General features: G+C 56.4%; 26 protein-coding genes. 17 read left to right on the top strand and 9 right to left on the bottom strand.

Annotation, left to right across the window (positions count from 1 at the left end; translation table 11 throughout):
* Nucleotides 1–45 precede the first annotated feature (45 nt).
* From KO1_RS22010 to KO1_RS22000, 3 genes are all read right to left on the bottom strand, one after another.
* Nucleotides 46–2,238 carry a CBM35 domain-containing protein gene (locus KO1_RS22010; RefSeq protein ID WP_024274609.1) on the bottom strand — a complete coding sequence of 731 codons (2,193 nt, stop codon included), beginning with the start codon at nt 2,236–2,238 and terminating at the stop codon, nt 46–48.
* A gap of 14 nt (nt 2,239–2,252) precedes the next feature.
* Nucleotides 2,253–3,590, bottom strand: coding sequence for a maltoporin (locus KO1_RS22005; protein WP_004104869.1), 1,338 nt, complete (start codon nt 3,588–3,590; stop codon nt 2,253–2,255).
* Between the two features lie 223 nt (nt 3,591–3,813).
* On the bottom strand, nt 3,814–5,085 hold the full coding sequence (locus tag KO1_RS22000) for a PTS cellobiose transporter subunit IIC (RefSeq protein ID WP_016809474.1): 1,272 nt from the start codon (nt 5,083–5,085) through the stop codon (nt 3,814–3,816).
* 174 nt (nt 5,086–5,259) lie between these two features.
* On the opposite strand from KO1_RS22000, the gene KO1_RS21995 reads away from it, so the two are divergent.
* The 9 genes from KO1_RS21995 to sitD all read left to right on the top strand — a co-directional run bounded on the left by KO1_RS21995 (nt 5,260) and on the right by sitD (nt 13,026).
* Nucleotides 5,260–5,574, top strand: coding sequence for a PTS sugar transporter subunit IIB (locus tag KO1_RS21995; protein ID WP_024274610.1), 315 nt, complete (start codon nt 5,260–5,262; stop codon nt 5,572–5,574).
* A 9-nt stretch (nt 5,575–5,583) separates the two neighbouring features.
* On the top strand, nt 5,584–6,906 hold the full coding sequence (locus tag KO1_RS21990) for a PTS cellobiose transporter subunit IIC (RefSeq protein WP_016809475.1): 1,323 nt from the start codon (nt 5,584–5,586) through the stop codon (nt 6,904–6,906).
* A 23-nt stretch (nt 6,907–6,929) separates the two neighbouring features.
* Entirely contained in the window at nt 6,930–7,244 is a 315-nt protein-coding gene (locus KO1_RS21985) for a PTS lactose/cellobiose transporter subunit IIA (protein ID WP_004104873.1), read from the top strand.
* Between the two features lie 245 nt (nt 7,245–7,489).
* On the top strand, nt 7,490–8,404 hold the full coding sequence (locus KO1_RS21980; protein ID WP_004114773.1) for an ROK family protein: 915 nt from the start codon (nt 7,490–7,492) through the stop codon (nt 8,402–8,404).
* A 56-nt stretch (nt 8,405–8,460) separates the two neighbouring features.
* Nucleotides 8,461–9,423 (top strand): LacI family DNA-binding transcriptional regulator, encoded by a 963-nt coding sequence (locus KO1_RS21975; protein ID WP_004104875.1) that lies wholly within the window; start codon nt 8,461–8,463, stop codon nt 9,421–9,423.
* A gap of 174 nt (nt 9,424–9,597) precedes the next feature.
* Nucleotides 9,598–10,515 (top strand): metal ABC transporter substrate-binding protein, encoded by a 918-nt coding sequence (locus tag KO1_RS21970; RefSeq protein WP_024274611.1) that lies wholly within the window; start codon nt 9,598–9,600, stop codon nt 10,513–10,515.
* Nucleotides 10,512–11,333 carry a manganese/iron ABC transporter ATP-binding protein gene (locus KO1_RS21965; RefSeq protein ID WP_004104877.1) on the top strand — a complete coding sequence of 274 codons (822 nt, stop codon included), beginning with the start codon at nt 10,512–10,514 and terminating at the stop codon, nt 11,331–11,333. Before KO1_RS21970 ends, KO1_RS21965 begins: the two co-directional genes overlap by 4 nt.
* Nucleotides 11,330–12,178: an iron/manganese ABC transporter permease subunit SitC gene (sitC, locus tag KO1_RS21960; protein WP_024274612.1), complete on the top strand. Its 849-nt coding sequence runs from the start codon at nt 11,330–11,332 to the stop codon at nt 12,176–12,178. The genes KO1_RS21965 and sitC overlap by 4 nt, the downstream gene beginning before the upstream one ends.
* On the top strand, nt 12,172–13,026 hold the full coding sequence (gene sitD / locus KO1_RS21955) for an iron/manganese ABC transporter permease subunit SitD (RefSeq protein ID WP_024274613.1): 855 nt from the start codon (nt 12,172–12,174) through the stop codon (nt 13,024–13,026). Before sitC ends, sitD begins: the two co-directional genes overlap by 7 nt.
* A 177-nt stretch (nt 13,027–13,203) precedes the next feature.
* Here the strand turns inward: sitD and KO1_RS21950 are convergent, their stop codons facing one another.
* Both KO1_RS21950 and KO1_RS21945 read right to left on the bottom strand, forming a co-directional pair.
* Nucleotides 13,204–13,554, bottom strand: a complete 351-nt coding sequence (locus KO1_RS21950) for a nitrous oxide-stimulated promoter family protein (protein WP_004104880.1) — start codon at nt 13,552–13,554, stop codon at nt 13,204–13,206.
* Between the two features lie 76 nt (nt 13,555–13,630).
* Complete coding sequence (locus KO1_RS21945; RefSeq protein WP_004104881.1) at nt 13,631–13,915, bottom strand: Rdx family protein; 285 nt, start codon at nt 13,913–13,915, stop codon at nt 13,631–13,633.
* 215 nt (nt 13,916–14,130) lie between these two features.
* On the opposite strand from KO1_RS21945, the gene KO1_RS21940 reads away from it, so the two are divergent.
* The 5 genes from KO1_RS21940 to KO1_RS21920 all read left to right on the top strand — a co-directional run bounded on the left by KO1_RS21940 (nt 14,131) and on the right by KO1_RS21920 (nt 20,194).
* Complete coding sequence (locus KO1_RS21940; RefSeq protein ID WP_017145501.1) at nt 14,131–16,500, top strand: TonB-dependent receptor domain-containing protein; 2,370 nt, start codon at nt 14,131–14,133, stop codon at nt 16,498–16,500.
* A 71-nt stretch (nt 16,501–16,571) separates the two neighbouring features.
* Nucleotides 16,572–17,612, top strand: coding sequence for a hemin-degrading factor (locus KO1_RS21935; protein WP_024274615.1), 1,041 nt, complete (start codon nt 16,572–16,574; stop codon nt 17,610–17,612).
* Nucleotides 17,609–18,427 carry a heme/hemin ABC transporter substrate-binding protein gene (locus tag KO1_RS21930; RefSeq protein ID WP_004114781.1) on the top strand — a complete coding sequence of 273 codons (819 nt, stop codon included), beginning with the start codon at nt 17,609–17,611 and terminating at the stop codon, nt 18,425–18,427. The genes KO1_RS21935 and KO1_RS21930 overlap by 4 nt, the downstream gene beginning before the upstream one ends.
* Nucleotides 18,427–19,422 carry a FecCD family ABC transporter permease gene (locus KO1_RS21925; protein ID WP_004104885.1) on the top strand — a complete coding sequence of 332 codons (996 nt, stop codon included), beginning with the start codon at nt 18,427–18,429 and terminating at the stop codon, nt 19,420–19,422. Before KO1_RS21930 ends, KO1_RS21925 begins: the two co-directional genes overlap by 1 nt.
* Nucleotides 19,415–20,194 carry a heme ABC transporter ATP-binding protein gene (locus KO1_RS21920; RefSeq protein WP_023329979.1) on the top strand — a complete coding sequence of 260 codons (780 nt, stop codon included), beginning with the start codon at nt 19,415–19,417 and terminating at the stop codon, nt 20,192–20,194. Before KO1_RS21925 ends, KO1_RS21920 begins: the two co-directional genes overlap by 8 nt.
* Before the next feature lie 112 nt (nt 20,195–20,306).
* Here KO1_RS21920 and fucO read toward each other — a convergent pair whose 3' ends face one another.
* The gene (gene fucO, locus KO1_RS21915) at nt 20,307–21,458 is read right to left on the bottom strand and encodes a lactaldehyde reductase (protein WP_024274616.1); all 1,152 of its coding nucleotides are present in this window, start codon (nt 21,456–21,458) and stop codon (nt 20,307–20,309) included.
* A gap of 765 nt (nt 21,459–22,223) precedes the next feature.
* Nucleotides 22,224–22,544, bottom strand: coding sequence for a FaeA/PapI family transcriptional regulator (locus KO1_RS21905; RefSeq protein ID WP_004104889.1), 321 nt, complete (start codon nt 22,542–22,544; stop codon nt 22,224–22,226).
* Nucleotides 22,545–22,715: 171 nt separating this feature from the next.
* Here KO1_RS21905 and KO1_RS21900 point away from each other — a divergent pair, with 171 nt between their 5' ends.
* From KO1_RS21900 to KO1_RS21890, 3 genes are read left to right on the top strand one after another with little or no spacing between them, the layout of a single operon-like run.
* The gene (locus KO1_RS21900; RefSeq protein WP_004104891.1) at nt 22,716–23,456 is read left to right on the top strand and encodes a winged helix-turn-helix domain-containing protein; all 741 of its coding nucleotides are present in this window, start codon (nt 22,716–22,718) and stop codon (nt 23,454–23,456) included.
* Nucleotides 23,449–23,937 (top strand): FidL-like protein, encoded by a 489-nt coding sequence (locus KO1_RS21895; protein WP_024274617.1) that lies wholly within the window; start codon nt 23,449–23,451, stop codon nt 23,935–23,937. Before KO1_RS21900 ends, KO1_RS21895 begins: the two co-directional genes overlap by 8 nt.
* Before the next feature lie 34 nt (nt 23,938–23,971).
* On the top strand, nt 23,972–25,168 hold the full coding sequence (locus KO1_RS21890; protein WP_024274618.1) for an HD domain-containing protein: 1,197 nt from the start codon (nt 23,972–23,974) through the stop codon (nt 25,166–25,168).
* A 23-nt stretch (nt 25,169–25,191) separates the two neighbouring features.
* On the opposite strand, the gene KO1_RS21885 is transcribed toward KO1_RS21890, so the two are convergent.
* Together KO1_RS21885 and KO1_RS21880 are read right to left on the bottom strand one after the other, a co-directional pair.
* Nucleotides 25,192–25,923: an SDR family NAD(P)-dependent oxidoreductase gene (locus tag KO1_RS21885; RefSeq protein ID WP_004114789.1), complete on the bottom strand. Its 732-nt coding sequence runs from the start codon at nt 25,921–25,923 to the stop codon at nt 25,192–25,194.
* Between the two features lies 1 nt (nt 25,924).
* Entirely contained in the window at nt 25,925–26,176 is a 252-nt protein-coding gene (locus KO1_RS21880; RefSeq protein ID WP_004104899.1) for an acyl carrier protein, read from the bottom strand.
* Nucleotides 26,177–26,184 lie beyond the last annotated feature (8 nt).

Raw genomic sequence — 26,184 nt, 5'->3', positions numbered from 1 at the left:
TGTAAGTTAAAAAAGGCCGCGCCCAACGGGCGCAGCCAATAAGCACTACTCTGCAACCACTTCAATCGATTTGATAAACATGTAGCCCCAGTCGCCGGCGAATTTACCGAAGTCGATGCGATTATCGCCAGCCTTCAGCTCCACCGGCACCCGCAGCTGCTGGCCCTGTTCATCGGTTTGCGGGAATTCAACCGCGATTGGCGCGCCGCCGTTGACGATAAACGAGTTTTTCTTGCCGCCCCATTTGCCGCTGAACGTCACCTGCAGCTGATACTTGCCGGCCCACGGCGCGGCAACCTGCCAGCTCACCTTATCGCCATCGTTGGCGAACGGCCCGAGGAAACCGTCTTCGTCAATCGTCAGCGCGTCTTTCTCGCTTTTCGCCGCCTCGATCTTGCCATCGGTCACGTTCACAACCCCGCCGCTAAAACGGCAGTAATCAGCGGGCGCTTTCCCGACGGCTTCCGTCACCGTGACCTTTACGGTTTTACTGCTTTTGAGCAGACCATCATCGGCGCTAAAGGTCAGCGCGTATTCACCGGGGGCGCTAAACCAGGCGCGAGTTTCGGCTTTATCCGTCGCGCAGATATGGGCCTGCGCGTTGCCGCCGTTGCTCCAGCTCACCTTAACGTTGCCATCCGGCAGCCCGTCATCGCGCCAGCTCGCGCTGAGCTGCACGCCCTGGTCCTGGCTGGTGGTGAGCGTTTCCACCAGCGTGACTTCCGGCGCCTGATTCGCCTGGGTGTGCTTCACGCTAATCACGTTCGAAGGCGATGAACTGCCGCTCTCGTTTTTAGCAATGACGCGGTAATAGTACGTATTCCCCAGTTGCAGACTGCGATAGTCATCGCGGAACAGATCCATCGTCTGCGGGTTCCACTCGTTTACTCCGTCCGAAATATCGCGCCCCACGATCTTCCACGGTCCGGATGCCGAATCGGCGCGCTCAACATCATAAGCGCGCCCTACCGCCGCCCCCAGCCAGTTGATCGCAAACGGTGAATCCGTCGCCCGCAGCTTCGGCGCATCCGGCTTCGGCAGCGGCGGCGCTTTCTCCTGCCCGTTCATCTGCGCCGCGGCGGTCCGCACCAGATCGACCACCTCCATCTCCTGATTGGCTTTACCGTCGACCGGGAAGCCCGGCAAATGGTAGCTGTAGTGGCCGGTGGACTCTTTATGCCAGTAGAAACCGCCATCGTGACGATGACCGCGGAAGCCCCAGATTAAACCGCCCGCCGCCTGCGCGCCGTTGACTTCGCTATGGACGATCGCCTGCATAATGGCGTTAAGCTGCTGCGCATCCAGCAGGCCAAATTCGCCCACCATGTAGACTTTCTTACCCGCGGCCGCCGTCAGGTCTTTTTTCACCTGATCGGGATGGTTGTTATCGGCATTGGTGTAGTAGTGGTTGCTGACGATATCGACATGGGGATCGTTAAGCGCAAACGCATTAATTTTCTTATAGGTGCCATCCACCACCAGCTGATGCGGCGCCCACTTTTTGATCCATGCGGCGGTCTGCTGAAGGAACGCCGCGTTGGTGTCTTCCAGCTCGTTGCCGGTCTCCCAGGCCATAATCGCTTTTTCGTCATAGTAAGGGCGCCCGGTCACGCTGTTGGTACGGGTGATAACCTGACGAATCACGTCCAGATAGGCCTTGAAGGTTTTACTATCGGTACGGTAAAAATCCTCCGGCTTTTCGTGGTAAAACGCCGCCAGCTGCTCGCGACCGCCCCACCACCACCAGTGATCGATAAACGGCAGAATCAGGCGCAGACCCTGTTTGTCCGCCTCGGCGATCATGTTGTCGTACACCCGCATCGCCTTTTCGTTCAGGCGCGGCATGCCGTCGGCGGTTTCCGGAGCCAGAATATGGGTTTCGCGACCGCAGGCCTCGTCAAACGCCTGCTGTACCGAGAGCACGTATACCCGCTGCGCTCTGGCGCCGGTTTGCACCAGCGCTTTAATCCAGTTTTCCTGTTCCTCCGCCGTCGGCCAGCGGAAGTATTGCCCCCAGCCGCGCGAGTCGGCTTTACAGGTGCCGCGCGCGTCGTCTTCAATACGATGCAGCTCCGGCGCATGAATGCCCGCAAAGCGGAACACCTTGTCGCCATCTTTTAACGTCGCGCCGTCGCGGGTAATAAAGTGTTCAAAGTGCGACTGCTCCGCGGCCATCGCGCCTGCGCTTCCCAGCGCCGAAAGCAGCGCGACGAGCATCAGTTTTTTCACCGGCTTAATCATCGTATCTCTCCTTAGAACCAGACTTCGGCCTGCACGCCGAAGTTCAGCGTATCGGTGTCGCCGCTGCGCGAGTAGCTACCAGCGGAAAGGGTATTGGTGCTCCAGTCGTAGTTGCCGTCCAGCGCGTCGGACACCCCCTTATCCCACTTCGCGTAAGTGACGAAGAAGCGCAACTGCGGGCGCGTCCAGAAGCCGGAATCAAAGGTCAGGGTCGGCGCGATGGTCACTTTAGTCAGGCCGCCTTTGCCCTTGCCGTCCACGCCTTTGTAGTTTTTATCGTCGAGATATTCGTAGCCCAGCTCGTACTGCATGGCGAAGTTTTTGGTGATCTGCTGATACGGGCGGATCCCCGCCACCCAGCTGGTGCGCCCCCAGCCTTCGGCGTCTTCCGTCCACCAGCGGTAGTTTTTGTCTTTCTGATAGTAGGCAAACGTGGAGATTTCCCAGTCGCCGAGCGAGGCCATGTTATCCAGCACCACGCGCCAGGACTGGGTATCGTCGAGGTTTGCCCAGCCCCAGCCGTTTTTACCCAGCGAGTCTCCCGCCGCCAGGCCGCGTCCGTACTGGAAGACCACGCGAGAGTAGCCGCCGGTCAGGCCGTAGAAGCCGTCAAAGTTGTAAACGCCGGTCACGCCGTAGCCTTTTTCCGCCGAGGTCGGGTGCTTCTCGTTGCGGTTCATGTGGTGGCCAATCAGCTCAAGATCGAAGCCGGTGCCGCCGATCTTTTTCAGCCACAGGTTGAGCGAGTAGTCATCCGGATAGCCCTGATCGCCTTTGTCGACCGGGTAGGCTTTGGTTTCGTCCGTCGGCGAGAAGGCGTAAACCCCGGCATCGAAGCGCGCGAAGCCAAGATCCATATTGTCGAAGCCGCCGCCGGTGCCGTTGTACTGAATGTACTCCCAGTCAAACTGATGGCTGGAGGTGTTGGAGCTGCTGTAGCGCTTACCGGCCCAGAAGGTCATCTCCGGGGCAAAGTCGAGGTTGGACAGTTCGGCAAAACCTTCGCGGAACTGCACATCATGCCCGTCGTCGTCCTGACAGTTCCAGTCAGAGGTACATTTTGACTGATGGGTGATGTTGGCCTGGACTTTTGCTACCACGCCGCTGTCCGAGGTTAACGTCACCGTTGGGATCAGTTCGATCTTGGTATCTTCTTCGTTGCCCAGACGCCACTTGCCGTCCGGCATCAGGCCAACGGAGTCAGCGCGATTGCCGTCGGCGTTGGCAAGGATCCCTGAACGGATATAGCCATGCAGCATAAAATCGTACTTCGGATCGGCGCTGGCGCAGTCGCTCATCACCGCAAGGGCAAGTAAAGACAGAGGTATTGAATGATTTAGCCTGATCATTTTTTATCCTTGGTTATTTTTTTATTAACACTGCCTGAGAACGGGAGGAAATTTACGGATCAAAAAAGGAAATGTACATCCACAAACGGAAAGCGCTTTCCGTAATTGCCGGATGAGTTCACAAATTTAACGATAGCGGGCAAATATTCGTGATGGAGTTCACATATTCTGGCAGAAATAAAAAAGCCCGCGCAGGGCGGGCTGGGGCAGACAGGCGAAAAGCTTAGCGTTCAGCGTCAGCAAGCTGGCGTTCGTAGACCTTAAAGAACGGGCGATAGAGCATCCAGGCGTTAAAAATAGCGAACAGGCACATGCATAAGTTTTTCCAGCTACCGTTGGCTGACCACGCCGCGCCGAGCGGCGCCGGCATCGACCACGGCAGCATCGCCACCGCCCGGTCGAGAATCCCCAAATGGGTTAAATACCAGGCGATACAGGCATTTATCAGCGGCACAAAAATAAACGGCAGCAGAAAAACCGGGTTCATGATAATCGGAAAGCCGAACAATATCGGCTCATTAATGTTAAACAGCGAGGGAAGCAGGCCAATTTTCCCGACGCTTTTCAACTGCCGGGAACGGCTGCGCATCGCCATAAAAACCAGCGGCAGGGTCGAGCCGATACCGCCGATTAACAGGTAGAAATCCCAGAATCCCTGCAGGTAAATATGCGGTAACGTGGCGGAACCGGCGGCCAGCGCCTGCTGGTTTTCAAACAGATAGGTCATCCAGAACGGGTTCATGATCCCGGTGATAATTAGCGCGCCGTGAATACCGACAAACCAAAGCAGGTTGCAGATAAATAACGATATTAAGACCGCGGTTAGGGTATCGGAGGCCACCACCAGCGGCCGCACCGCTTCGCTAATCAGCTCCGGTAAAATGCGCCCGGTGCTTTGCAACAGCAGCGCGTTAATGACGCTAATAGAGAGCATCACCACCAGCAGCGGAATCAGTAGCTGAAAGCCGTTACGGGTCATCACCGGTACCTCTTCCGGCAGGCGGATGCACCAGCCTTTCTTATAGAAAAAGCGTACAATTTCAATGGAGTAAGTACTCGATATCAGCGCGGTAAAAATCCCCATTCCGCCAAGAAAAATATTGGTCGCGCCGTTGTCGCGAAAGCCGATAAACAGCAAAAACGCCAGGCAGCCGGTCAGCCCGCAGAGCCGCTCCGGTAGCCGGTACTGCTTGGCAAGACTGGCGCTGGCGCCGAAGGCCACAATCAGCGCCACCAGCCCGATAGTCAGTTCAAAAGTCGGCAGCAGTATAGGCCGCAGCTGGAAATAGAACTGGCCAAAAGCCGATGCGCCGTCGATGGAAACGGGCGGAAACAAAATCGGCACCAGCAAACTTCCGACGATCACAAACGGCATCGCCAGCGCAAAGCTGTCGCGCATCGCCGTAATGTGGTTATTGCGCGTCAGAACGTTGGCCAGCGGCGCCAGCCGCTGCTCGATGATATCGACGGCAACATTCATTAACTGAATGTTCATAATCCTGCCTTTCAGAAGAGAGTAGTCGCCAGGATGATCGCGCACTCCTGTGTAAAGTAAAAGCCCGTCATAGGTGATCGTGGTCACAATAAATAAATCCACAAACGGAAAGCGCTTTCCGTTTTATATCCATTGTGACTATAGTCGGCGCATCCCACTCATCAGGAGCGATATATGAAAAAGATAATGTTGTGCTGTTCCGCGGGCATGTCCACCAGCCTGCTGGTGAAAAAAATGATCGCCGAGGCCGAGCAGCGCGGGTTGCCGGTAGAGATCAACGCCTTTGGCGTCGCGGAGTTCGATCAACAGGCCGGCCATTACCAGGTGGTCCTGCTGGGGCCGCAGGTGAAATACATGCAGAAAGATCTGCAAAAACAGGCTGATAAATACGGGATCCGCGTGGAACCCATCAACATGATGGATTACGGCATGCAGAAAGGCGGCGCCGTGCTGGATTTCGCGCTTTCCCTTATCGATAACAAAAACTAAGGAAAGATCATGAGCTCTCTGTACGCGAAGCTGATCGCCGTGATTGAACAGAAGATCACGCCTATGGCGGGGGCGATCGGCCAGCAAAAATACGTCACCTCCATCCGCGACGGTTTCATTACCGCCCTGCCCTTTATGATCGTTGGCTCGTTTTTGCTGGTGTTTATCTTCCCCCCGTTCTCCCCGGATACGACGTGGGGCTTTGCCCGCGCCTGGCTGCAATTTTCGCTCGATCATCGCGATGCGCTGATGCTGCCGTTTAACTTCAGCATGGGGGTGATGACGCTGTTTATCGCCGTCGGGATCGCCGCCAGCCTGGCGAAGCACCATAACCTGGACTCGCTGACCGCCGGGATGCTGTCGCTGATGTCGTTTCTGCTGGTGGCCGCGCCGCTGAAAGATGGCCAGATCTCTACCGCCTACTTCTCCGGCCAGGGGATCTTTACCGCAATTCTGGTGGCGATTTACTCTACCGAGCTGTACGCCTTTCTCAAACGCCACAACATTACGATCCGTCTACCGCCTGAAGTTCCGGCGGGCGTGGCGCGCTCGTTCGAGATCCTGATCCCGGTGCTGGCGATCGTGCTGACGCTGCATCCGCTGAACCTGTTTATCGAAGCGCAGCTGGGCATGATCATTCCGGAAGCGATCATGTCGCTGGTGAAACCGCTGGTGGCGGCGTCCGATACCCTACCGGCGATCCTGCTGTCGGTACTGGTGTGCCAGGTGCTGTGGTTTGCCGGCATTCACGGGGCGCTGATCGTCACCGGGATTATGAATCCGTTCTGGATGGCGAATCTGTCGATCAACCAGGCGGCGATGGCCGCAGGGACCGCGATTCCACATATCTATGTCCAGGGCTTCTGGGATCACTATCTGCTGATCGGCGGCGTCGGCTCCACCCTGCCGCTGGCGCTGATGCTGCTGCGCAGCAAGGCCGTGCATCTGCGGACGATTGGCCGGATGGGCGTGGTGCCGGGCGTATTTAACATCAACGAACCGATTCTGTTCGGCGCGCCGATCATCATGAACCCGCTGTTCTTCCTGCCGTTCGTGCTGGTGCCGATGGTCAACGCGACCCTGGCCTACTTTGCGCTGAAGCTGGACCTGGTCAGCCGCGTGGTGTCGATGACGCCGTGGACAACGCCAGCCCCTATCGGCGCCTCCTGGGCGGCAAACTGGAGCTTTAGCCCGGTGATCATGTGCCTGATTTGTATAGCGACGGCGATGGTGATGTATCTGCCGTTCCTCAAAGCCTACGAAAAACAGCTGCTGGAGCAGGAGCACGCTAACGCCGCCGCCCAGGCTGAAGGCGCGCCGCAGTCCGCATAATTCATACTATTCAGAGGTTTGTCATGGAATTAGAAGAACAGGTGATGGGTATTATCATCAACGCCGGGCAGTCGCGCAGCCTGTGCTACGAAGCGCTGAGCTGCGCTAAAGCGGGGGACTTCGCCGCCGCCGACGAAAAAATGAAAGAAGCGGCGCATTTTGCCCGCGAAGCGCATCGGGTACAGACCCAGCTGATTGAAGCCGACGAAGGCGAGGGTAAAACCAAAATGACCCTGGTGATGGTTCACGCTCAGGATCATCTGATGACCTCGATTCTGGCGAAAGAGCTGATCGGCGAACTGATCGCCATTTACCGCTCGCGGCCGCTGCACGCGTAGGGCTCCCCTCTCCAGGGGAGAGAAGAAAATCGGCCTGCATCGCGGATGACGTAGCCCGGGTAAGGCGTTGACGCCGCAACCCGGGAAAACGGTAAATGCTCATGTCACCTGGCTGACTTCCCGGCTCGCGCTGCGCTTAGCCGGGCTACCCGGACTGCACGCGTAGCGCCCTCCCGGAGAAAACCGGCTGGCATCGCGGATAACGTCGCGGCCCGGGAAACCGTCGACCACGATTAAGGATAACTATGCTACATCTGGGTTTAGACATTGGCGGCACCAAAATGGAAGCCGTCCTGCTCAACGCGGCGGGCGAATGCGTCTATCGCCAGCGCCGTCCGACGCATAAAGAGAGCTATCAGGCGTTTATGCAGCAGCTGCTCGGGCTGATTGCGACCGTCAGCGACTGGAGCGAACGGCCGTTTACTATCGGCATCGGCCTACCGGGGGCTATCGACCCGCAAAGCGGCCTGATTAAAAACTGTAACTGTCTGGTGCTCAACGGCCACGACCTGCGTCATGACCTGATGCGGGAACTTGGTCAACCGGTATGGATGGCGAACGATGCCGACTGCTTCACCCTCTCTGAAGCGGTGGACGGCGCGGGCGCAGGGGCAACGACCGTATTCGGCGTTATTATCGGTACCGGCTGCGGCGGCGGCATCGCGGTGAACCAACGGCTACTCAGCGGGCCTAACGCCATCGTTGGCGAGTGGGGACACAATCCTCTGCCGGGCTATTGCCCCGAGCGCGACGGTCCGGCGCAGCCCTGCTACTGTGGCAAAGAGAACTGCATCGAAAGCTTTATCTCCGGTACCGGCTTTGCCCGCCGCTACGGCGAACAGGCGCCTGCGGAAGCGATTATCGCCGCCGCGCAAAACGGCGAACCGCAGGCGCTGGCCCACTGGTGGCATTTTATTGACGCTTTCGCCCGCAGCCTGGCCTCGGTAATCAATATCCTCGATCCGCAGGTGATTGTGTTGGGCGGCGGGCTCTCCAACGTCGGGCAAATCTACGAGCAGCTGCCGTCGGCCATCGTCCCGTATCTCTTTTCCGACAGCTGCCGAACGCAGATCAAAAAGGCGCGCTTCGGCGACGCCAGCGGCGTGCGCGGCGCGGCCTGGCTGCCGGTTCTGGCCGCTGCTGAAGGCCCCCGCCGGTAGACACTTTTTTCAGCAGGTATGCTAAGCTAGGCGAAAATATTCACACAGAAAAAGCCATGCCAACCATTGATGATGTTTCAAGATTAGCGAATGTCTCCCGAGCGACGGTATCCCGCGTGCTGACCGGCACCCGGGGCGTGCGCGAAGAGAGCCGGGAAGCGGTGCTGCGCGCGGTAGAAGAACTTAACTACCGCCCGAGCTTTGCCGCGCAAAACCTCGCCAGTCAAACATCCAATCACGTGGGGCTGGTGATCCCGGCAAACGATGAAAGCAGCGGCGCGCGCCTGCTGCCGATGCTTTCATTAGCGCTGAAGGGGCTGAATAAGAACCTGATTGTTCAGTACGTCACGGATGCGGCGGAACAGGCGGCGGTCGTCGATGATCTACAGCGTCAGTGCGTGGCGGTAGTGGTACTCGGCGCCGTCCCGGCGGATGCGCCGCGCAACGTGATCTCTTTTGACCGTTTCAGCATTGCCGGGGTCAATAATCAGGGCTATGACTACGCTTTTGCTACCGAAAGCGCCTGCCGCTACGTGATCGGCAAAGGCCATCGCAATATCGCTCTGCTTATTGATAGCGACAGCGATGACGCCAGCCGCCAGATGCTCGAAGGCTATCGCAACGTCCTGCAAAACTACTCCATCCCTTTTAACCGGCAGCTGATGCTGGCGGCCAACGACAACGTTGAACAGGCGCTGCTGACGCTGATCAACAGCTTCAGCAAATACTCGGTGATTATCGTGAAACGCGACCGCTACGCCGCCGAAGCGATGCGCCTGCTGCGCGAATTCAACATCGCCGTACCGCAGGAGGTTTCGCTGCTGAGCCTGGAGGATTCTCCCCTCGCCTCGCTGCTGAATCCGCCGCTGACCTGTATCTCCTGGCCGCTGGAGCAGCTGATGGAGAACTGCCTGCAGCGTATCCGCAACCTGATTGACGAGCGCCCCGCCTTCTCTCCCGAAGGGCGCACGCTGGCGGGCCGCCTGATCCCCCGCCAGTCGGTGGCCGATCTCTCCTGATTTTAGCGCCCGGCCCTTTGGCCGGGCCTTTTCCGCACGCGCCGCTGGTTTCAACGCTAATCATTCGCCTCACATCTAAATAAGAATTATTTTCATTTATAAATAGCTTATGCTATATAACATAGCAATGGCTATAAATGATGATTAATTAACCGCAACGTTGTGAGGGACCTTATGCTGCACCTGCCACCTTTGAAGCATCTGATGTTTGCCGCGACTCTGGCGCTGCTGGCCGTCGCCCCCGTCCAGGCCAAAGAGAAATTTAAAGTGATTACCACCTTCACGGTGATCGCCGACATGGCGCAAAACGTCGCGGGCGACGCCGCCGACGTCAGCTCCATCACCAAACCGGGGGCCGAGATCCATGAATATCAGCCGACCCCCGGGGATATCAAACGCGCGCAGGGCGCGCAGCTCATCCTCGCCAACGGCCTGAATCTTGAACTGTGGTTCGCCCGCTTCTATCAGCACTTAAACGGCGTACCGGAAGTGGTGGTCAGTAACGGCATTCAGCCGATGGGCATCAGCGAAGGGCCGTATAACGGCAAACCCAACCCGCACGCGTGGATGTCGGCGGACAACGCGCTGATCTATGTCGATAATATTCGCGACGCGCTGGTGAAATACGATCCTGCAAACGCCAACGCCTATCGCCACAACGCCGAAGCATACAAAGAGAAGATCCGTCAGACCATGGCGCCGCTGAAGGCGGAACTGGCGAAGCTGCCGCAGGATAAGCGCTGGCTGGTGACCAGCGAGGGCGCGTTTTCTTACCTGGCCCGCGATAACGGCCTGCAGGAGCGCTATCTGTGGCCGATCAACGCCGACCAGCAGGGTACCCCGCAGCAGGTGCGCAAAACCATCGACACCATGAAGAAAGAGCGCATCCCGACCATTTTTAGCGAAAGCACCATTTCCGATAAACCGGCGCGTCAGGTGGCCCGGGAAGCCGGCGCCCACTACGGCGGCGTCCTGTACGTCGACTCCCTGAGTACCGCCGATGGCCCGGTGCCGACCTACCTCGACCTGCTGCGCGTTACGACCCAAACCATCGTCCAGGGCATCAACGACGGACTAAGGAAACAGGCATGAGCCATGAGCAGCCGGGCCTCGCGGTCAACAACGTCAGCGTCACCTACCGCAACGGCCACACCGCGCTGCGCGATGCCTCGTTCTGCGTCCCGCGCAGCTCTATCGCCGCGCTGGTCGGCGTGAACGGCTCGGGAAAATCGACGCTGTTTAAAGCGCTGATGGGCTTTGTGCGCGTCGGAAAGGGCGATATTGCGATTCTCGGTCAGCCGGTTAATCGCGCTCTGCGGCAGAATCTCGTCGCCTACGTTCCGCAGGCGGAAGAGGTGGACTGGTCCTTCCCGGTACTGGTGGAGGATGTGGTAATGATGGGGCGCTACGGCCATATGGGCTGGCTACGGCGGGCCAAACCGCGTGACCATGAGATTGTCGACGCCGCCCTGGCGCGGGTCGGCATGAGCGAGTACCGCCATCGTCAGATCGGCGAACTCTCCGGCGGCCAGAAAAAACGCGTCTTTCTGGCCCGCGCTATCGCTCAGCAGGGAAAAGTCATCCTGCTGGATGAACCCTTTACCGGCGTCGACGTGCAGACCGAAGCGCGCATCATCGAGCTGCTGCGGGAATTGCGCGACGAAGGCTGCACCATGCTGGTTTCCACTCACAACCTCGGTTCGGTAAGCGAATTCTGCGACTACACGGTGATGGTCAAAGGTACCGTGCTGGCCAGCGGCCCGACGGAAAGCACCTTTACCGCTGAAAACCTCGAGCTGGCGTTTAGCGGCGTGCTGCGCCACGTGGTGCTGAGCGGCGCGGAAGAGCGGATTATTACCGACGATGAGCGGCCATTTATCAGCCGCCGGGCGGCGGGGGGCGAAAGATGAGCTGGCTGCTGGAGCCGTTTAGTTATCACTATATGCTGAATGCGATGTGGGTTTCGGCCCTGGTAGGCGGGGTGTGCGCATTTCTCTCTTGCTACTTGATGCTCAAAGGCTGGTCGCTGATTGGCGACGCCCTCTCCCACTCCATTGTCCCCGGCGTGGCGGGCGCTTATATGCTCGGTCTGCCCTTTGCGCTGGGGGCGTTTCTTTCCGGCGGGCTGGCCGCGGGCAGCATGCTGTTTCTTAACCAGCGCTCGAAGCTGAAGGAAGACGCGATTATCGGCCTGATCTTCTCCTCTTTTTTCGGTATTGGCCTGTTTATGATGTCGCTGAATCCGACCTCGGTGAATATCCAGACCATTATTCTCGGCAATATTCTGGCAATTGCCCCGGAGGATATTATTCAGCTGGCGGCGATTGGCTTTATTTCGATGGCGATTCTGCTGCTGAAGTGGAAAGACCTGATGGTGACCTTTTTCGATGAAAGCCACGCTCGTTCGATTGGCCTCAACACCAGCGGGTTAAAGCTGCTGTTCTTTACCCTGCTGGCGGCCTGTACCGTGGCGGCGCTGCAAACCGTCGGCGCGTTTCTGGTGATTTGTCTGGTAGTGACGCCCGGTGCCACCGCCTGGCTGTTGACCGATCGCTTCCCGCGCTTGCTGGCGATTGCCGTTGCGATTGGCAGCCTGACCAGCTTTTTCGGCGCCTGGCTGAGCTACTATCTGGACGGGGCGACCGGCGGGATTATCGTCGTCGCCCAGACGCTGCTGTTTTTAGCCGCTTTTGTTTTCGCGCCGAAGCACGGCCTGCTCGCCAGCCGTCGCCGCGCCAGGGAGGCCTCATGCTGAGCGCGCTGCTTGAACCTTTTCAGTTCTCCTTTATGGTCAACGCCATGCTGGTGTCGACGATCGTTGCCGTTCCCTGCGCGCTGCTGTCGGTCTTTTTGGTGCTCAAAGGCTGGGCGCTGATGGGCGATGCCATGAGCCACGCGATTTTTCCGGGGGTAGTGGTAGCGTATATCCTCGGTATCCCCTTCGCCATCGGCGCGTTTATCGCCGGGTTATTCTGCGCCATCGCCACCGGCTATCTCGACGATAACAGCCGCATTAAACGCGATACGATCATGGGCATCGTGTTTTCCGGGATGTTTGGCGCGGGCCTGGTGCTGTACGTGTCGATTCAGTCGGAGGTGCATCTCGATCATATTCTGTTTGGCGATATGCTGGGAATTTGCGCCGGCGATATTGCGCAAACGTCGCTGATCGCACTGGGAATAGCACTGATTATCGGGTTTAAGTGGCGTGATTTTCTGCTGCACGCCTTTGACCCGCAGCAAGCGAAGGCCAGCGGATTGCACTGCGGGCTGCTGCATTATGGGCTACTGTGCATGATTGCGCTGACCATCGTGGCGACGCTGAAAGCGGTGGGGATCATTTTGTCGATTTCGCTGCTGATAGCGCCGGGGGCGATCGCTCTGCTGCTGACGCGACGTTTTGTCAGCGCCCTGCTGCTGGCGGTGGCGATAGCGTTAAGCTGTTCGCTGGGCGGCGTGTGGCTGTCGTTTTATCTCGACAGCGCCCCGGCGCCGACCATTGTGGTGCTGTTTACCGTCCTGTTCGTTATCGCGTTTGTCTGGACGTCGGTTCGCGATAGTCAGACCACAGCCCGTTCCGGCGAGGCCCCGGATCGCGGCTGACGCCTTATCCGGCCTACCTCTCCCGTAGGACGTAGCCCGGACAGATGCGCAGCATCGCCTCCGGGGAAAATTCGCCATTTTTTAGGCCAGCGAGGCCCCGGATCGCGGCTGACGCCTTATCCGGGCTACAGACCGCACGAATTGTAGCCCGGCTAAGCGCAGCGCAAGCCGGGGAGTTTATTGCGGCTTTTTGGGTCGATACTTTTCCGGTAACTCCGGCACCGGGCGTTTATCATCGATCAGGTGGCGAATCGTCAGGATCGGATGCCGCCAGAGCATCCTCGGCCCCGCCCAGCGCATAATCTGCTTCATCTCTTCGCGTTTCGCGGGCTGATAGCAGTGCACCGGGCACTGCTTGCAGGCCGGCTTTTCTTCGCCAAATACGCACCTATCCAGCCGCTTGTCGGCATAGGCGTTGAGCGCCTGATAGTGTTCGGTATCGTCACGGGCCTCCGGGCAGCGGCGCTGGTAGAGCGCGATCATGCTGCTAATGGTCTTTTTTTCCCGCGCAATACGTTTGCCCGCCATCGCCTGTTCCTCCCGAAAAAGATGTATTCATAATACACATTCAGAGAGGGCGATGCAGCCCCATACTCCCTGAGGATTATGCCGGCTTGTCCAGGTGCCCCAGCGGTTTTTCCGGGAAGCATACATCGCGTACCCGGCGCTTGAGCTCCGCCGCATCGGGGAAACCTCCGTCCTGCTTGCGCTCCCAGATTTGCACATCATCAACGGCGACCACGAAGATCCCGCCGGTCCCCGGCACCAGCGTGACCGAAGCGATGTCGGTGCTAAAGCTGTGCAGCAGCTCCTGGGCCATCCAGCTGGCGCGCAGCATCCAGTTGCACTGCGAACAGTAGGTAATGGTAATCGCGGCTTTGTGGCTCATCGGCTTCTCGCTGTCAGTAAAAGGGCAAATTGTAAACAACTTGCAGATTAATTGAAGAATACATGATTATTTTGTTGCAAACGATAATACCTATCATTACCATTCGCAATCAACAAGCATGGAGAAAAAACGTCCAGTAACGGAATAACGGGACACACCTGCACTCTGGAAGTAACGCGTGAGCCAATACTAATAATGATTAAGGCGTGGCTACTATGTATAACTCCACTCAATCAACAGCATGGTTCAAGAAAAGCCTGCTGGTGACTTCTTTGCTTACAGCAATTTATCAGACTTCCGCCGGGGCGGCTGATACCACCGCGAAAACCACCAGCAGCGCATCGACTGATGACAGCTCGGAACGGATGACCGTTACCGCGCCGGCGCCGTTGCTGAAAGCGGGCAGCGAACATTCGATCAGCGCTCAGGAGCTGCAGGATAAAGGGGCCAACGACTTTGGCTCGATCATGCGCTACGAGCCGCTGATTAGCGCCACCGGCGCCAGCGGCGGTTCCGGCAACGGCAAAAGCGGCTTCGACCGCGGCGGCTATACCGGCTACAATATTCGCGGCATGGAGAGCAACCGCGTCGGGATCGACGTCGACGGCATTGCCCAGCCGAACGCCACCGGACGCAGCTACGCCAGCCGCGCGGGCCTCAATACCTTCGGTATGGGTCGCGACTATATTGACCCCTATATGTACGGCAGCATTGATATTCAGTCCGGGGCGACATCAACAGAAACCGCCAACAGCGCCATCGGCGGCAACGTCTCTTTCCGTCCGAAATCTGCGGATGACTATCTGCATCCGGGCAAAACCAGCGCCTTCGGCTACCGCAGCGGCTACGACTCATCCGATCGCAGCTGGCACAACGGCGTCACCGTTGCCGGCGGCGACGAGACCCTGCGCGGGATCTTCGTCTACAGCCGTCGCGACGGTCAGGAGACGGAAAATAACAGCGGGACCGTTGATTCCTATCCGGCAAACTGGCACTCGGACGCCTTTATGGCCTCCGGGATCTGGCAGCCCAATGACGAGCATAAGTTCACCAGCACCTTCGATTATTACCATAAAACGAACCACACCCATTACGACGCCTGGGACTCCAGCGGCAACAGCGTTATCGGCACGTCAAACCAGACCAGTCAGACCCGTCGCTGGGGCCTGAGCCTGAAAGATGACTGGACGCCGATGAATGATTATATCGACAGCGTATCGACTAAAGTCTACTACCAGCATACCGAGGCCCACGACTGGACCTATATGCCGGACAGCATCACCCGTGCGATGCAAACGGTGAGCTCCGACTATGACACCGACACCTGGGGTATTCAGAGCGCGCTGGCAAAATCAATTGGCCGCCACGATCTGAGCGCCGGTTTTAACGCCAGCACGACGAAAACCCAGCGGCCGTTAACCCAGTCGCCAACCCCAAGCGCTTATAGCCAGATTATGCAGCCGGACGCCGATAGCCGCGGCTATATCGTTGCGGGCTTCCTGCAGGACAAAATTAACTTCGATCTCGACGGCCATAACTTCGCGGTGATCCCGGGCATTCGTGTGATGCATCAGTCGACCAAACCGGAAAACGTCTCCGATTTGGCCAACAACAGCAGCGTACTGACCGGTTCCGACGTGTCAAATCTGTACGGTAAGAACGCTGATACTCAGGCGCTGCCGTCGCTGGTCTTGCAGTACGATATCACTCCGCGCCTGATGACTTATCTGCAGTATCAGCGCGGCGCGCAGTTCCCTAACGCCAGCCAGCTGTACGGTTCCTGGAACCTCGGCTCCAGCTACGCCGGACGCGCCCAGTATGCGCTGATCGGCAACACCGATTTGAAAACCGAAACCAGCGATAACGTTGAGTGGGGGATGAAAGGCGAAGTGACGGAAGGCATCACCATGCGCACCGCGCTGTTCTATAACACCTATAAGAACTTTATCGCCTATACCCGCTACACCCGCGCCAATAACCCGCTGCAGTTCGCCAGCGTTCCGTCGAACATCTACACCATTTACCAGGCGGAAAACCGCGATAAAGCCTATATCTACGGCGGCGAAATCAGCGCTAAATTCAACTTTGGCACCTGGTTTGAAGAGGTTAACGGCCTGAGCGCCACTCTCGCTTACGGCTATAGCGAGGGGCAATCGAAATCCAGCTACAGCGGCGACAAGTACGTTGACCTCGATAGCGTCGCGCCAATGAAGGCTATCGTCGGCGTGGCGTGGGACGATCCGGCAAAAGTGTACGGCACCGCGCTGACCGCCACCTTTGTTAAGGGCAAGCGCGCCACCGCCACCAACCGTGAAAGCTATACCAACACCGGTTCCGCCATTACCGATTCGACCAACGAATATATGCGCGTTCCGGGCTACGGCATGCTGGACTGGACCGCGTACTGGCAGGTCGCGAAGAACGTGCGCCTGAACGGCGGCGTTTACAACATTACCGATCGTAAATACTGGGATTATCTGAGCAGCCGCAATATCGAAACGGCGACGAATCAGGACGCCAACGACAGAGCGCTGGCGGTGATGCCTGGCCGTACCTGGCAGTTGGGCGTGAACGTCGATTTCTGACCGGCCAATAATAAGAAACCTGCTCCCCGGCCGCGCGCCGGGGAAACTCATCGTAGAGAAGGATGTGAATTATGCAAAACACCCAACCGCAACATGCCCCGCTGTGGCAACGCTACCTGACCACGAAAGCGCAATCTTCCGCGAAATACGCCCGCGATATCGCTGCCGAAATGGGGATTAGCGAAGCGGAGCTGACCGAAGCCCGCCTGGGCTACGACGCCGTACGTCTGCAGAACGACGCCCGCGCCATCCTGACGGCACTGGAAGCCGTGGGGGAAACCAAATGCATCTGTCGCAACGAATACGCGGTGCATGAACAGGTCGGCGAATTTACCCATCAGCATTTAAGCGGCCACGCCGGACTGGTGCTCAATCCGCGCGCCCTCGACCTGCGCCTGTTTCTGAGCCAGTGGGCCAGCGCTTTTCGCCTGAACGACAACGGCCGCCAGAGCATCCAGTTCTTTGATCCGCACGGCGACGCGCTGCTCAAGGTTTACACCACTGAAAATACCGACATGGCGGCCTGGGATGCGCTGATTGTCGCGCAGACGCAGCAATCGCCTGACCCGCTGGCGATTCGCCAGGCCGATCCGCTGAAATTTGCCGACTCCGCCGACGGCGAGGCGCTGGAAAACGAATGGCGCGCCATGACCGACGTCCACCAGTTCTTCGGCCTGCTGAGAAAATATAACCTGTCGCGCCAGCAGGCTTTCCGCCTGGTCAGCGACGACCTCGCCTGCCGCATTGACAACCAGACGCTGCCGGGCCTGCTGGAAACCATCCGCCAGGACGGCAACGAGATCATGATTTTTGTCGGCAACCGCGGCTGCGTGCAGATCTTCACCGGCGCGCTGGAAAAAGTCGCTCCGATGCGCGGCTGGCTGAATATCTTCAACACCGCTTTTACCCTGCATCTGCGCGAGGAGAGCGTGGATGAAATCTGGGTGACCCGCAAACCGACCTCTGACGGCCACGTCACCAGCGTCGAGCTGTTCGCCAAAGACGGCACGCAGATCGCACAGCTGTTCGGTCAACGCAGCGAAGGCCATCCGGAGCAGACGCAGTGGCGTGCGCAGGTCGATCGTTTGACTACCGAAGGACTCATCGCATGAAGCGCTGGCTGATATTGCTTGCGGCGCTCCCGCTGTTGGCCAGCGCCGCCGCCGAGCGCATTGTGTCACTCGGCGGCGACGTCACGGAGGTGGTTTACGCCCTCAACGCCCAGCGGCAGCTGGTGGCGAAAGACAGCACCAGCACCTGGCCTGCCGCCGCGCAGAGCCTGCCGGATGTGGGTTATATCCGCCAGCTGAATGCCGAGGGCATCCTCTCCCTGCGCCCGACGCTGGTGCTGGCCAGCGCCCAGGCGCAGCCCTCGCTGGTGCTGAAAAAGGTGGCAGAGAATAAGGTTAAGGTCGTCAACGTGCCGGGCGGCTACGACCTTCCGGCAATCGAAGCAAAAATTGACGTGATTGCCGACGCCCTCGGTAAGCAGAGCGAAGGAAAAGCTCTGCGCCACAAGCTTCTTCAGCAGATCGCGCAAATTCCTTCCCAGCCTGTAAACAAGCGGGTGCTGTTTATCCTCAGCCACGGCGGCATGAATACCATGGTGGCCGGGAAACAAACCGCAGCGGATGGGGCAATCAGGGCGGCCGGGTTAGAGAATGCCATGCAAAGCTTCGACCATTATCGCAGCATGTCGCAGGAGGGCGTTATCGCCAGTAAACCGGACCTGGTGGTGATCTCCGCCGATGGGCTGAAAGGCATGGGCGGCGAAGCCGGGCTCTGGAAACTGCCGGGACTGGCGCAGACGCCAGCGGGGCGCAATAAGCAGGTGCTGGTGATAGATGATATGGCCCTGCTCGGCTTTGGCCCGCGTACCCCGCAGGCGGTGCTCGCGTTACGGCAAAAAGCGGAGCATCTGCCCTGATGCGCACCCACCCTGCCCGTCATCTGTGGTTAATGACGCTGCTGCTGATTGTCCTGACGCTGCTCGCCACGACCCTGGGCGCAATGCGCCTGCCATTAGCCAGCCTGTTGCCCTCCGGCGATGAAATCCTGAGGAGTATCTGGCTGACCATTCGTTTGCCGCGAGTGCTGCTGGCGCTGCTGGTCGGCGCCGCGCTGGCGCTTTCCGGCTGCGTGATGCAGGGGCTGTTTCGCAACCCTCTCGCCGACCCCGGGCTGCTAGGCATTAGTAGCGGCGCGGCGCTGGCGGTCGCCTGCTGGCTGGTACTGCCCCTGTCGGTGCCGGCGCTCGTGGCGCTGTACGCCCCGATGCTGGCGGCGTTTATCGGCAGTATGGCGGTGATGGTGGTAATTTTTATTCTCAGCCGGGCGGGCGACGCCTCGCTTTCGCGCCTGCTGCTGGTCGGCATCGCCATTAATGCCCTGTGCGGCGCGCTGGTCGGGGTACTTTCGTGGATCAGCAATGATACCCAGCTGCGCCAGCTTTCCCTCTGGGGGATGGGCAGCCTCGGGCAAGCGGAATGGTCGACGCTGCTGGTGGCCGCCACGCTGATGATCCCGGCCTCGCTGGTGGTGTGGGCGATGGCTTCGCGGCTCAACCTGCTGCAGCTGGGCGATGAAGAGGCGCACTATCTCGGCGTCAACGTTCGCGCCCTGCAGCGGCTGCTGCTGCTGTGCAGCGCATTGCTGGTGGCGTCGGCGGTGGCCATCAGCGGCATTATCGGTTTTATCGGACTGGTGGTGCCGCATTTGATGCGGATGTGGCTGGGGCCGGACCACCGCGGCCTGGTCCCCGGTTCGCTACTGTGCGGCGCAATGTTGCTGCTGCTGGCCGACACGCTGGCGCGCACCGTTGCCGCTCCTGCGGAGATGCCGGTCGGGCTGTTGACCAGCGTACTCGGCGCGCCGTGGTTTCTGTGGCTGATTTTTCGTCGGGAGAAAGGGGCTCATGGATAACCGCTATAGCGCGCGTTCGCTTTCGCTGCGTCTGAGTAACCGGCAGATTATTCATGATGTTTCGCTCCAGCTTTACGGCGGCGAGATGACGGCATTGATTGGCCCCAACGGCGCCGGTAAATCGACCCTGCTGCGCCTGTTGACCGGTTATTTAACGCCCGACGAGGGCCAACGGGTGGTGGAAGGCCGACCGCTGGAGAGCTGGTCGGCAGAAACGCTTTCGCGCCGCCGGGCGGTGATGCTGCAACGCACCCAGTTGCACGCAGACTGGCCGATAGAAACGATTATCGCTATGGGGCGCTCGCCGTGGGGCGGCGCGATAAACCAGGAGATGATCTGCCAGGTAATGAAAGAGACCGGGTGCGATCATCTGGCCGGAAGACGCTACCCTACCCTCTCCGGCGGCGAGCAGCAGCGGGTGCAGCTGGCCCGCTGCCTGGCGCAGCTTTGGCGCGACGGCGCCCCCGAGGGCTGGCTGTTCCTTGATGAACCCACTTCGGCGCTGGATCTCTATTACCAGCAGCACCTGCTGCGCCTGCTCAAACGCCTGACCCGCAGCCGCCGCCTGCACGTCTGCGTGGTACTGCACGATCTGAACCTCGCAGCGCTATGGGCCGATCGGATTCTGCTGCTGCATCAGGGGAAACTGGTGGCTCAGGGCACGCCGCAGGAGGTGATCCAGCAGCCGATTATCAGCCGCTGGTACGGCGCGGAGGTCAGCACGGGCAAACATCCCGATGCGGCCGTTCCGCAGGTGTATCTGGCGCCGTGAGCTGAGGAAATGATTGTGCCGGGCGTAGGCTAACGCTCTGCCCGTCCTGTGAAAACGTTCCTTGATAAACAACGAAGCCGATACCTTTACCGGCTTCGTTGTGATTGGCAAATTAGAAGATCTGCCGATAGAGCGCTTTAATCTCTTCCAGATTGGTATCGCGCGGGTTGCCGCCGGTACACACGTCCGCCAGGGCCGCGGCGGCCAGAGCATCAATATCTTCTTCTTTCATTCCCACGTCGCGCAGGCGCGCCGGAATATTGACGTCGCGATTCAGCTGCGCCACCGCCTCAATTGCCGCGGCACGCGCTTCGGCAATCGGCAGGGTTGCCGCCGACTTGTTACCAAGCGCAACCGCGATGTCGCGATACTTCTCGCCGGTAAATTCGGCGTTATAAGCCATAATATGCGGCAGCAGCACCGCATTAGCCACGCCGTGCGGCGTGCCGTAAAAAGCGCCCAGCGGATGAGCCATACCATGAACCAGCCCCAGACCGACGTTGGAGAAACCCATCCCGGCAATATATTGCCCCAGCGCCATCCCTTCCGCGCCCTGCGCGTCGCCCTGTACGGAAGCGCGCAGCGAGCGGCCAATCACCTCGATGGCCTTCAGATGCAGCATGTCGGTTAATTCCCATGCGCCTTTAGTGATATAGCCTTCAATGGCGTGGGTCAGGGCATCAACGCCGGTGGCCGCCTTCAGGCTGGCAGGCATGCTGCTCATCATTTCGGCGTCGATGATCGCTACCACCGGGATATCATGCGGGTCGTAGCAAACAAACTTGCGGCGATTCTGTACGTCGGTTATTACGTAGTTGATGGTGACTTCCGCCGCGGTACCGGCGGTCGTTGGGATGGCAATCATCGGTACGGCGGCGTTTTTCGTATCCGCCCCGCCTTCGAGACTGCGAACGTCGGCAAATTCGGGGTTATTAATGATAATGCCTATTGCCTTACAGGTATCCTGCGGCGAGCCGCCGCCGATCGCGATCAGGTAGTCGGCGCCTGACTGTTTAAACGCCTCTACGCCCTGCTGCACAACCTCAATCGTGGGATTCGGGACCACTTTATCAAAGACGCTGTAGGGCAATCCGGCGCCGTCGAGGATAGCGAACACCCTGGTGGCTACATCAAAACGAATCAGATCCTTATCCGTGACCACCAGCGCTTTTTTGAAGCCGCGTTTTTTAACTTCATCTACGATACAACGAATCGAACCTGGGCCAAAATAAGAGGTTTCGTTTAAAATCATTCTGTAAGCCATTTGTGCTCCCTCAATTCGAGTGTTTGATAACCATAATATTTAGCCCTACAGTAACGTGACTGACGCAGCCATTTTATTATTTCATATCAAATAACACCCTAATTGCTCTGCACGTTGGCGCAGTTAATTCACATATCGGTCATATACAACAAAGTGAGTCCAGTATATTGGACATCAGCGACTCCCTGCGCTTAATCGAGTGATAAGCCTCGCTCCTCAATATAAGCAGCAACCAACCACTATTCTCAGATAAATATTATTGAACTGGATCACATTATTTTGTTTTCTATGATCAACATCCCTTCCCGGGAAAATAGATATTTTGTCAGCAAGCGCCAAAACAGGAATGAGGGCGCCACTCAACCGAAGTACATAAAGAAGAGCCAGGATCGGGATTTTCATTTTTCTACCTTTGCTACCGGCATCCTTAGCTCATTGCGCTCCGTCGTTATGCTCATCTGACAACCCGGCCGCCAATTTAACATATCAGAAACAAGCGTGTCATTTCATCAACAAAAAAAGCCCTCCTGCGATCATCGTCCCTCGCTCAAATGACCCTCTAAGAATTATCTATCATCGCTGATAAAAATTTATCACCCTCTGAATAGCGAAATGACTTGTTACGAGTAAGAAAAAGATATCAGCATTAAGAACTTTCTCTATTATTTGCGAGATATCGACTCTCAAAAAACCTTAAAAAAAACAAAAAACGCCTAAGATTTCTATATTTATTGCAAACATCACAACCTCTTGTTAGTATGACCTTTAGTCAATATGTTTATTATAAAAATACCACTTATGATGTTTGTTAACCTTTATTCTGATCACCTGACCATACTTCTCTAACGGCAGTAGTAAATGTCTGACCTTATATATTGACATTTCGCACCTGTCCGCTAACTCACGAGTAAGTAACCCCTCAGGCTCATGTTCTTTCAATACATAAAGAATATACTCCTGCTCTGGTACGTTCACCCCGGAGAATTTATTGATGCCCATTGTGGTCATCAATGTTCTTAAACTCTCAACTGCGGTTAGCGAACCATGATGTGAATCTGGCGTACTGGGTGAAATTGCAATCTTCATGAGTCAGCTCCTTCTGTCATTCAGTGCTTGGGAGTATGGGATGACCCCATAAAAACGGCAACATTAACTTTAAATTTCAACTTAAACAGTACATTTATCTGAAATTCACTTTTTTTTATGATAAAAAACCTGATATAAAGAGTGAATTTTTAATTCCGTGTGGAGATAAAAATGCGGTTCGATATAGAGGGATTTATTACATTTGATACTGAGGAGGCCTCTCTGGTCAATCTCTTGACCGGCGATTGTATTGAACTCTCCGCCACTTCGACTCGCCTTCTTACTAGTCTGTTGCAATACCGGGGGGATATTATTTCGCGGGTTGATATTTTCCAGACGGTGTTTGAAAAATATGGCGCGAGGCCATCTAATAGTAATCTTAATCAGTACATCTCAACGCTGCGTCGCAGCCTTGCGGATCTAGGTATTGAAAAGAATGTGATTATTACGGTACCGCGAATTGGCTTTAAAATTTCTGAGGATGTCATTATCACTACCGACAATGATTACTCTTCCTCTATCACACTGCCAACCCTTTCTCCACAGCTGCCTGAGCGTAACTTGCTGCAACAACATTGCAAAGCGGCGATGTTACTGATCGCGTTCGCAGCAGTCGCGATGCTGCTCTCTTATTTTTTTATCTATAAAAAACAAACAGCTAAGCTCATGTTCACCCAAGATAAATGCACTATTTATGGTTCCGAAGCTATCCCGGTGACAGAAATACTCAGGAATAAAAAGCTCTTTACCTCGGGGCTGGACTGTTCCACGCCAAAGAAAATCTACTTCTTTAACCGACAAATGAATCAGGAGCAGGGATTAGGTATTTACATGGATATCTTCATGCTTGAGTGCGACATTAAAGACCAGCAATGCCATAGTTATTACTATAAGGAAATAAAAAATGCGTAAATATGCCTTGATATTTTCCGCCTGTTCGTTCGCGCTGATACTATTTTCAACCCTGTACCTAAACTTCAGTTCTGAGGACTCATTTTCCTGTGAATCACGCTACGATTTGACGGAGAATATAAATGAGAACATTCTTCGCTCCCAAGGATTGCTATCCGCAGAACTTTTCAAAAACCATCTTTTAATCAATCTGGAGGGTTTACTCACCAGCAATGGCGATAAATATATCGTCTCACGCACTATCGCCATCACATTAAAAAGAAACATCGTTCCCAGCCATCTTTTTTATATAAAAGACTCGCAAGTCATTCGCCACCACGCTGATAATACGCCAGAAGATATTGCGCAAAAAAATCTCTTTGGAAGCCAAACTAATGATAAAATCATCTATATAAATCACGTCAATGATGATACTATTTTGTTAGGCACCCAAAAGTTTCCACAATATGGTTGTCGCCGTCAGAAAACCATCATTGATTGAGATTCATCTCATTAATTTTAATTAAAACGATATCATGACGATACATTTACTTCCGACATTAGCCAGCATCGCCAATATCATTGATATGATTAACCCCCGGCTGAACCTGCACCATGTCAGAACGGCGTTTATCGCATCACATCTGGCTAATTTAGTGGAGTTTTCTTCGGCCCAGCGGCGTAAAACTATTCTGGCGGCGTTAATTCACGATGTCGGTGGGTTAAATGAAAAATCACGTCTTGAGCCGCTAAATTACATCGATAACGAGCATAACAACCACGCGCTTATCGGCAGCGAATTGCTTAGCCGCATCCCGTTGTTTCGTCCTCTTAACAGGATTGTTCGCTACCATCACACCCACTGGCGCAACGGTCTTGGGCATTATATTGAAGGAGAACTGGTCCCCGAAGAGAGTCACCTGCTGTTCTTCGCCGACCGGCTGGATGTACTTTATTGCCAGCACCGTACCGGTCATATCGCATTTTTAAGCAAAAAGCTGGTCGACATCGTCGCCGCCGGGGCGAATATTCTCTATAAACAAGAGTACGTCCAGGCGTTCAGAACGCTTTCCGCCGATGAACATTTCTGGTCAGTCATGGCCTCCACCGACTATCGCGATTACATCAAAGCGATTCCTGGCGTACATAACGATACCATCTCTTTACATAACCTCCGCGATATTGCTGAACTGGTCTCTTTTATTGTCGATCAGTTCAGCCAGCAGACGCCGTGGCACTCCGCGGCCGTCGGCCATATTGCCGGCTATCTGGCGACCACCATGGAAATGAGCGCGACGCAAACGCTAAAAGTTGAGATTGGCGGATTGCTGCATAATATCTCCTGCCTGGATCATAGCCCGCCGCCAGCGCGATCCGCTTCGCCAGGCAGAGCAGAAGCCTCTCTCTATAGTATTGAAGGAATTGATGATATTACTGAATGGATAGCCATGCAAAATCGTAATGCGTCCTCTAAATGGCACGCTGAATCGCTACAAACGGAAGCCCTGCTCATTACGGTTAGTCGACTGCTGGTCCATGCCCTGAGCGGGCCGAAGGGAGAAGAAAAATCGCTGGCCCAGTTAATTAAAAATAACCCGGGAAATGAAATTCCCTCGTTTATGCTGTCGCCTATCGCGCAGCACGCTTCACAAATTATTCAGATCTATCGCGCAACTGCGGGAGAAATAAAAGAGCTGGTGAATCGCGTTGAGCAACTCACCAGCTCCGCGTAAAGAGCCACCCCGCCTGAACGTCCTCAGGCGCTTAATCCGCCGTCCAGAATCAGAGTTTGTCCGGTCATATATTCACTCCCCTCGCCGATTAAAAACGCCACGGCCTTCAGTACATCATCCGTTTCGCCCAATCTGCGCAGAGGTATCGACTGGCGCATCTCTTTCAATTTTTGCGCGGGTATCTCTTCCAGCATCTCCGTGCGGATCAGGCCCGGCGCCAGGCAGTTTACCCGAATGCCGAAGCGCCCGATCTCCAGCGCCAGCGAACGCGCAATGCCGCTCATCGCCGCTTTACTCGCCGCATACGCCGTCTGCCCGACGTTACCCTTGAAGGCGCTGACCGACGACATCATCACGATGGAGCCGCGCCGCTGCATCAACATCGCCGGCAGCAGAACCCGGTTCCAGTTCATCATTGAGATAACGTTGGTGTCCAGCACCTCGCGCCATAGCGCGGCGTTCTGGTGAATATGCAGGCCATCGCGAGCCATTCCGGCATTGTGAATAATTGCCTCCGGTGCGCCCCGCTCGGCCAGCAGCGCCTGAGCAAGTTCTTCAACCCGCGACTCGTCGTTGCCGTCGCAGGCGTATCCTTGCACCTGATACGATGAATTTTCACACTCCGCCAGAGTGGCGTTAATCGCCGCTTCATTGCGCCCGGTAAACACCACGTTCCCGTTTTGCGCCAGGCCGGCGACCAGCGCCCGGCCTATCCCCCGGCTGCCGCCGGTAATCAGCACCCATTTTTGCGCCATATCAGCTGCCTGACTCTTTGCTGATGTGCTGACACAGTTCACCCAGCGTGATCCCCGGATTTTGAATAAACCAGTCCGCTTCCAGGGTAATATTGAATTCACGTTTTGCCAGCACCATCAGCTCGACGTAGTCCAGACTATCTAACTTTAAGCGAACCAGCGGCGTATTCTCATCCACCTCATCCGGCTCCAGGTCCTTGGCGTCACAAATCATTTCACACACTTTTTGCAGAACTTCATCATAGGGAATCATAAATTATC

The organism is Klebsiella oxytoca NBRC 105695, assembly GCF_001598695.1.
Taxonomy (GTDB): Bacteria; Pseudomonadota; Gammaproteobacteria; order Enterobacterales; family Enterobacteriaceae; genus Klebsiella; species Klebsiella oxytoca.
This window is presented reverse-complemented; position numbering and strand designations above follow the sequence as displayed.

What these genes read in the sequence shown, in the direction of transcription:
- KO1_RS22005 (WP_004104869.1), bottom strand. Translation starts at nt 3,590, where the DNA reads ATGATCAGGCTAAATCATTCAATACCTCTGTCTTTACTTGCCCTTGCG.
- KO1_RS22000 (WP_016809474.1), bottom strand. Translation starts at nt 5,085, where the DNA reads ATGAACATTCAGTTAATGAATGTTGCCGTCGATATCATCGAGCAGCGG.
- KO1_RS21995 (WP_024274610.1), top strand. Translation starts at nt 5,260, where the DNA reads ATGAAAAAGATAATGTTGTGCTGTTCCGCGGGCATGTCCACCAGCCTG.
- KO1_RS21990 (WP_016809475.1), top strand. Translation starts at nt 5,584, where the DNA reads ATGAGCTCTCTGTACGCGAAGCTGATCGCCGTGATTGAACAGAAGATC.
- KO1_RS21985 (WP_004104873.1), top strand. Translation starts at nt 6,930, where the DNA reads ATGGAATTAGAAGAACAGGTGATGGGTATTATCATCAACGCCGGGCAG.
- KO1_RS21980 (WP_004114773.1), top strand. Translation starts at nt 7,490, where the DNA reads ATGCTACATCTGGGTTTAGACATTGGCGGCACCAAAATGGAAGCCGTC.
- KO1_RS21975 (WP_004104875.1), top strand. Translation starts at nt 8,461, where the DNA reads ATGCCAACCATTGATGATGTTTCAAGATTAGCGAATGTCTCCCGAGCG.
- KO1_RS21970 (WP_024274611.1), top strand. Translation starts at nt 9,598, where the DNA reads ATGCTGCACCTGCCACCTTTGAAGCATCTGATGTTTGCCGCGACTCTG.
- KO1_RS21965 (WP_004104877.1), top strand. Translation starts at nt 10,512, where the DNA reads ATGAGCCATGAGCAGCCGGGCCTCGCGGTCAACAACGTCAGCGTCACC.
- sitC (WP_024274612.1), top strand. Translation starts at nt 11,330, where the DNA reads ATGAGCTGGCTGCTGGAGCCGTTTAGTTATCACTATATGCTGAATGCG.
- sitD (WP_024274613.1), top strand. Translation starts at nt 12,172, where the DNA reads ATGCTGAGCGCGCTGCTTGAACCTTTTCAGTTCTCCTTTATGGTCAAC.
- KO1_RS21950 (WP_004104880.1), bottom strand. Translation starts at nt 13,554, where the DNA reads ATGGCGGGCAAACGTATTGCGCGGGAAAAAAAGACCATTAGCAGCATG.
- KO1_RS21945 (WP_004104881.1), bottom strand. Translation starts at nt 13,915, where the DNA reads ATGAGCCACAAAGCCGCGATTACCATTACCTACTGTTCGCAGTGCAAC.
- KO1_RS21940 (WP_017145501.1), top strand. Translation starts at nt 14,131, where the DNA reads ATGTATAACTCCACTCAATCAACAGCATGGTTCAAGAAAAGCCTGCTG.
- KO1_RS21935 (WP_024274615.1), top strand. Translation starts at nt 16,572, where the DNA reads ATGCAAAACACCCAACCGCAACATGCCCCGCTGTGGCAACGCTACCTG.
- KO1_RS21930 (WP_004114781.1), top strand. Translation starts at nt 17,609, where the DNA reads ATGAAGCGCTGGCTGATATTGCTTGCGGCGCTCCCGCTGTTGGCCAGC.
- KO1_RS21925 (WP_004104885.1), top strand. Translation starts at nt 18,427, where the DNA reads ATGCGCACCCACCCTGCCCGTCATCTGTGGTTAATGACGCTGCTGCTG.
- KO1_RS21920 (WP_023329979.1), top strand. Translation starts at nt 19,415, where the DNA reads ATGGATAACCGCTATAGCGCGCGTTCGCTTTCGCTGCGTCTGAGTAAC.
- fucO (WP_024274616.1), bottom strand. Translation starts at nt 21,458, where the DNA reads ATGGCTTACAGAATGATTTTAAACGAAACCTCTTATTTTGGCCCAGGT.
- KO1_RS21905 (WP_004104889.1), bottom strand. Translation starts at nt 22,544, where the DNA reads ATGAAGATTGCAATTTCACCCAGTACGCCAGATTCACATCATGGTTCG.
- KO1_RS21900 (WP_004104891.1), top strand. Translation starts at nt 22,716, where the DNA reads ATGCGGTTCGATATAGAGGGATTTATTACATTTGATACTGAGGAGGCC.
- KO1_RS21895 (WP_024274617.1), top strand. Translation starts at nt 23,449, where the DNA reads ATGCGTAAATATGCCTTGATATTTTCCGCCTGTTCGTTCGCGCTGATA.
- KO1_RS21890 (WP_024274618.1), top strand. Translation starts at nt 23,972, where the DNA reads ATGACGATACATTTACTTCCGACATTAGCCAGCATCGCCAATATCATT.
- KO1_RS21885 (WP_004114789.1), bottom strand. Translation starts at nt 25,923, where the DNA reads ATGGCGCAAAAATGGGTGCTGATTACCGGCGGCAGCCGGGGGATAGGC.
- KO1_RS21880 (WP_004104899.1), bottom strand. Translation starts at nt 26,176, where the DNA reads ATGATTCCCTATGATGAAGTTCTGCAAAAAGTGTGTGAAATGATTTGT.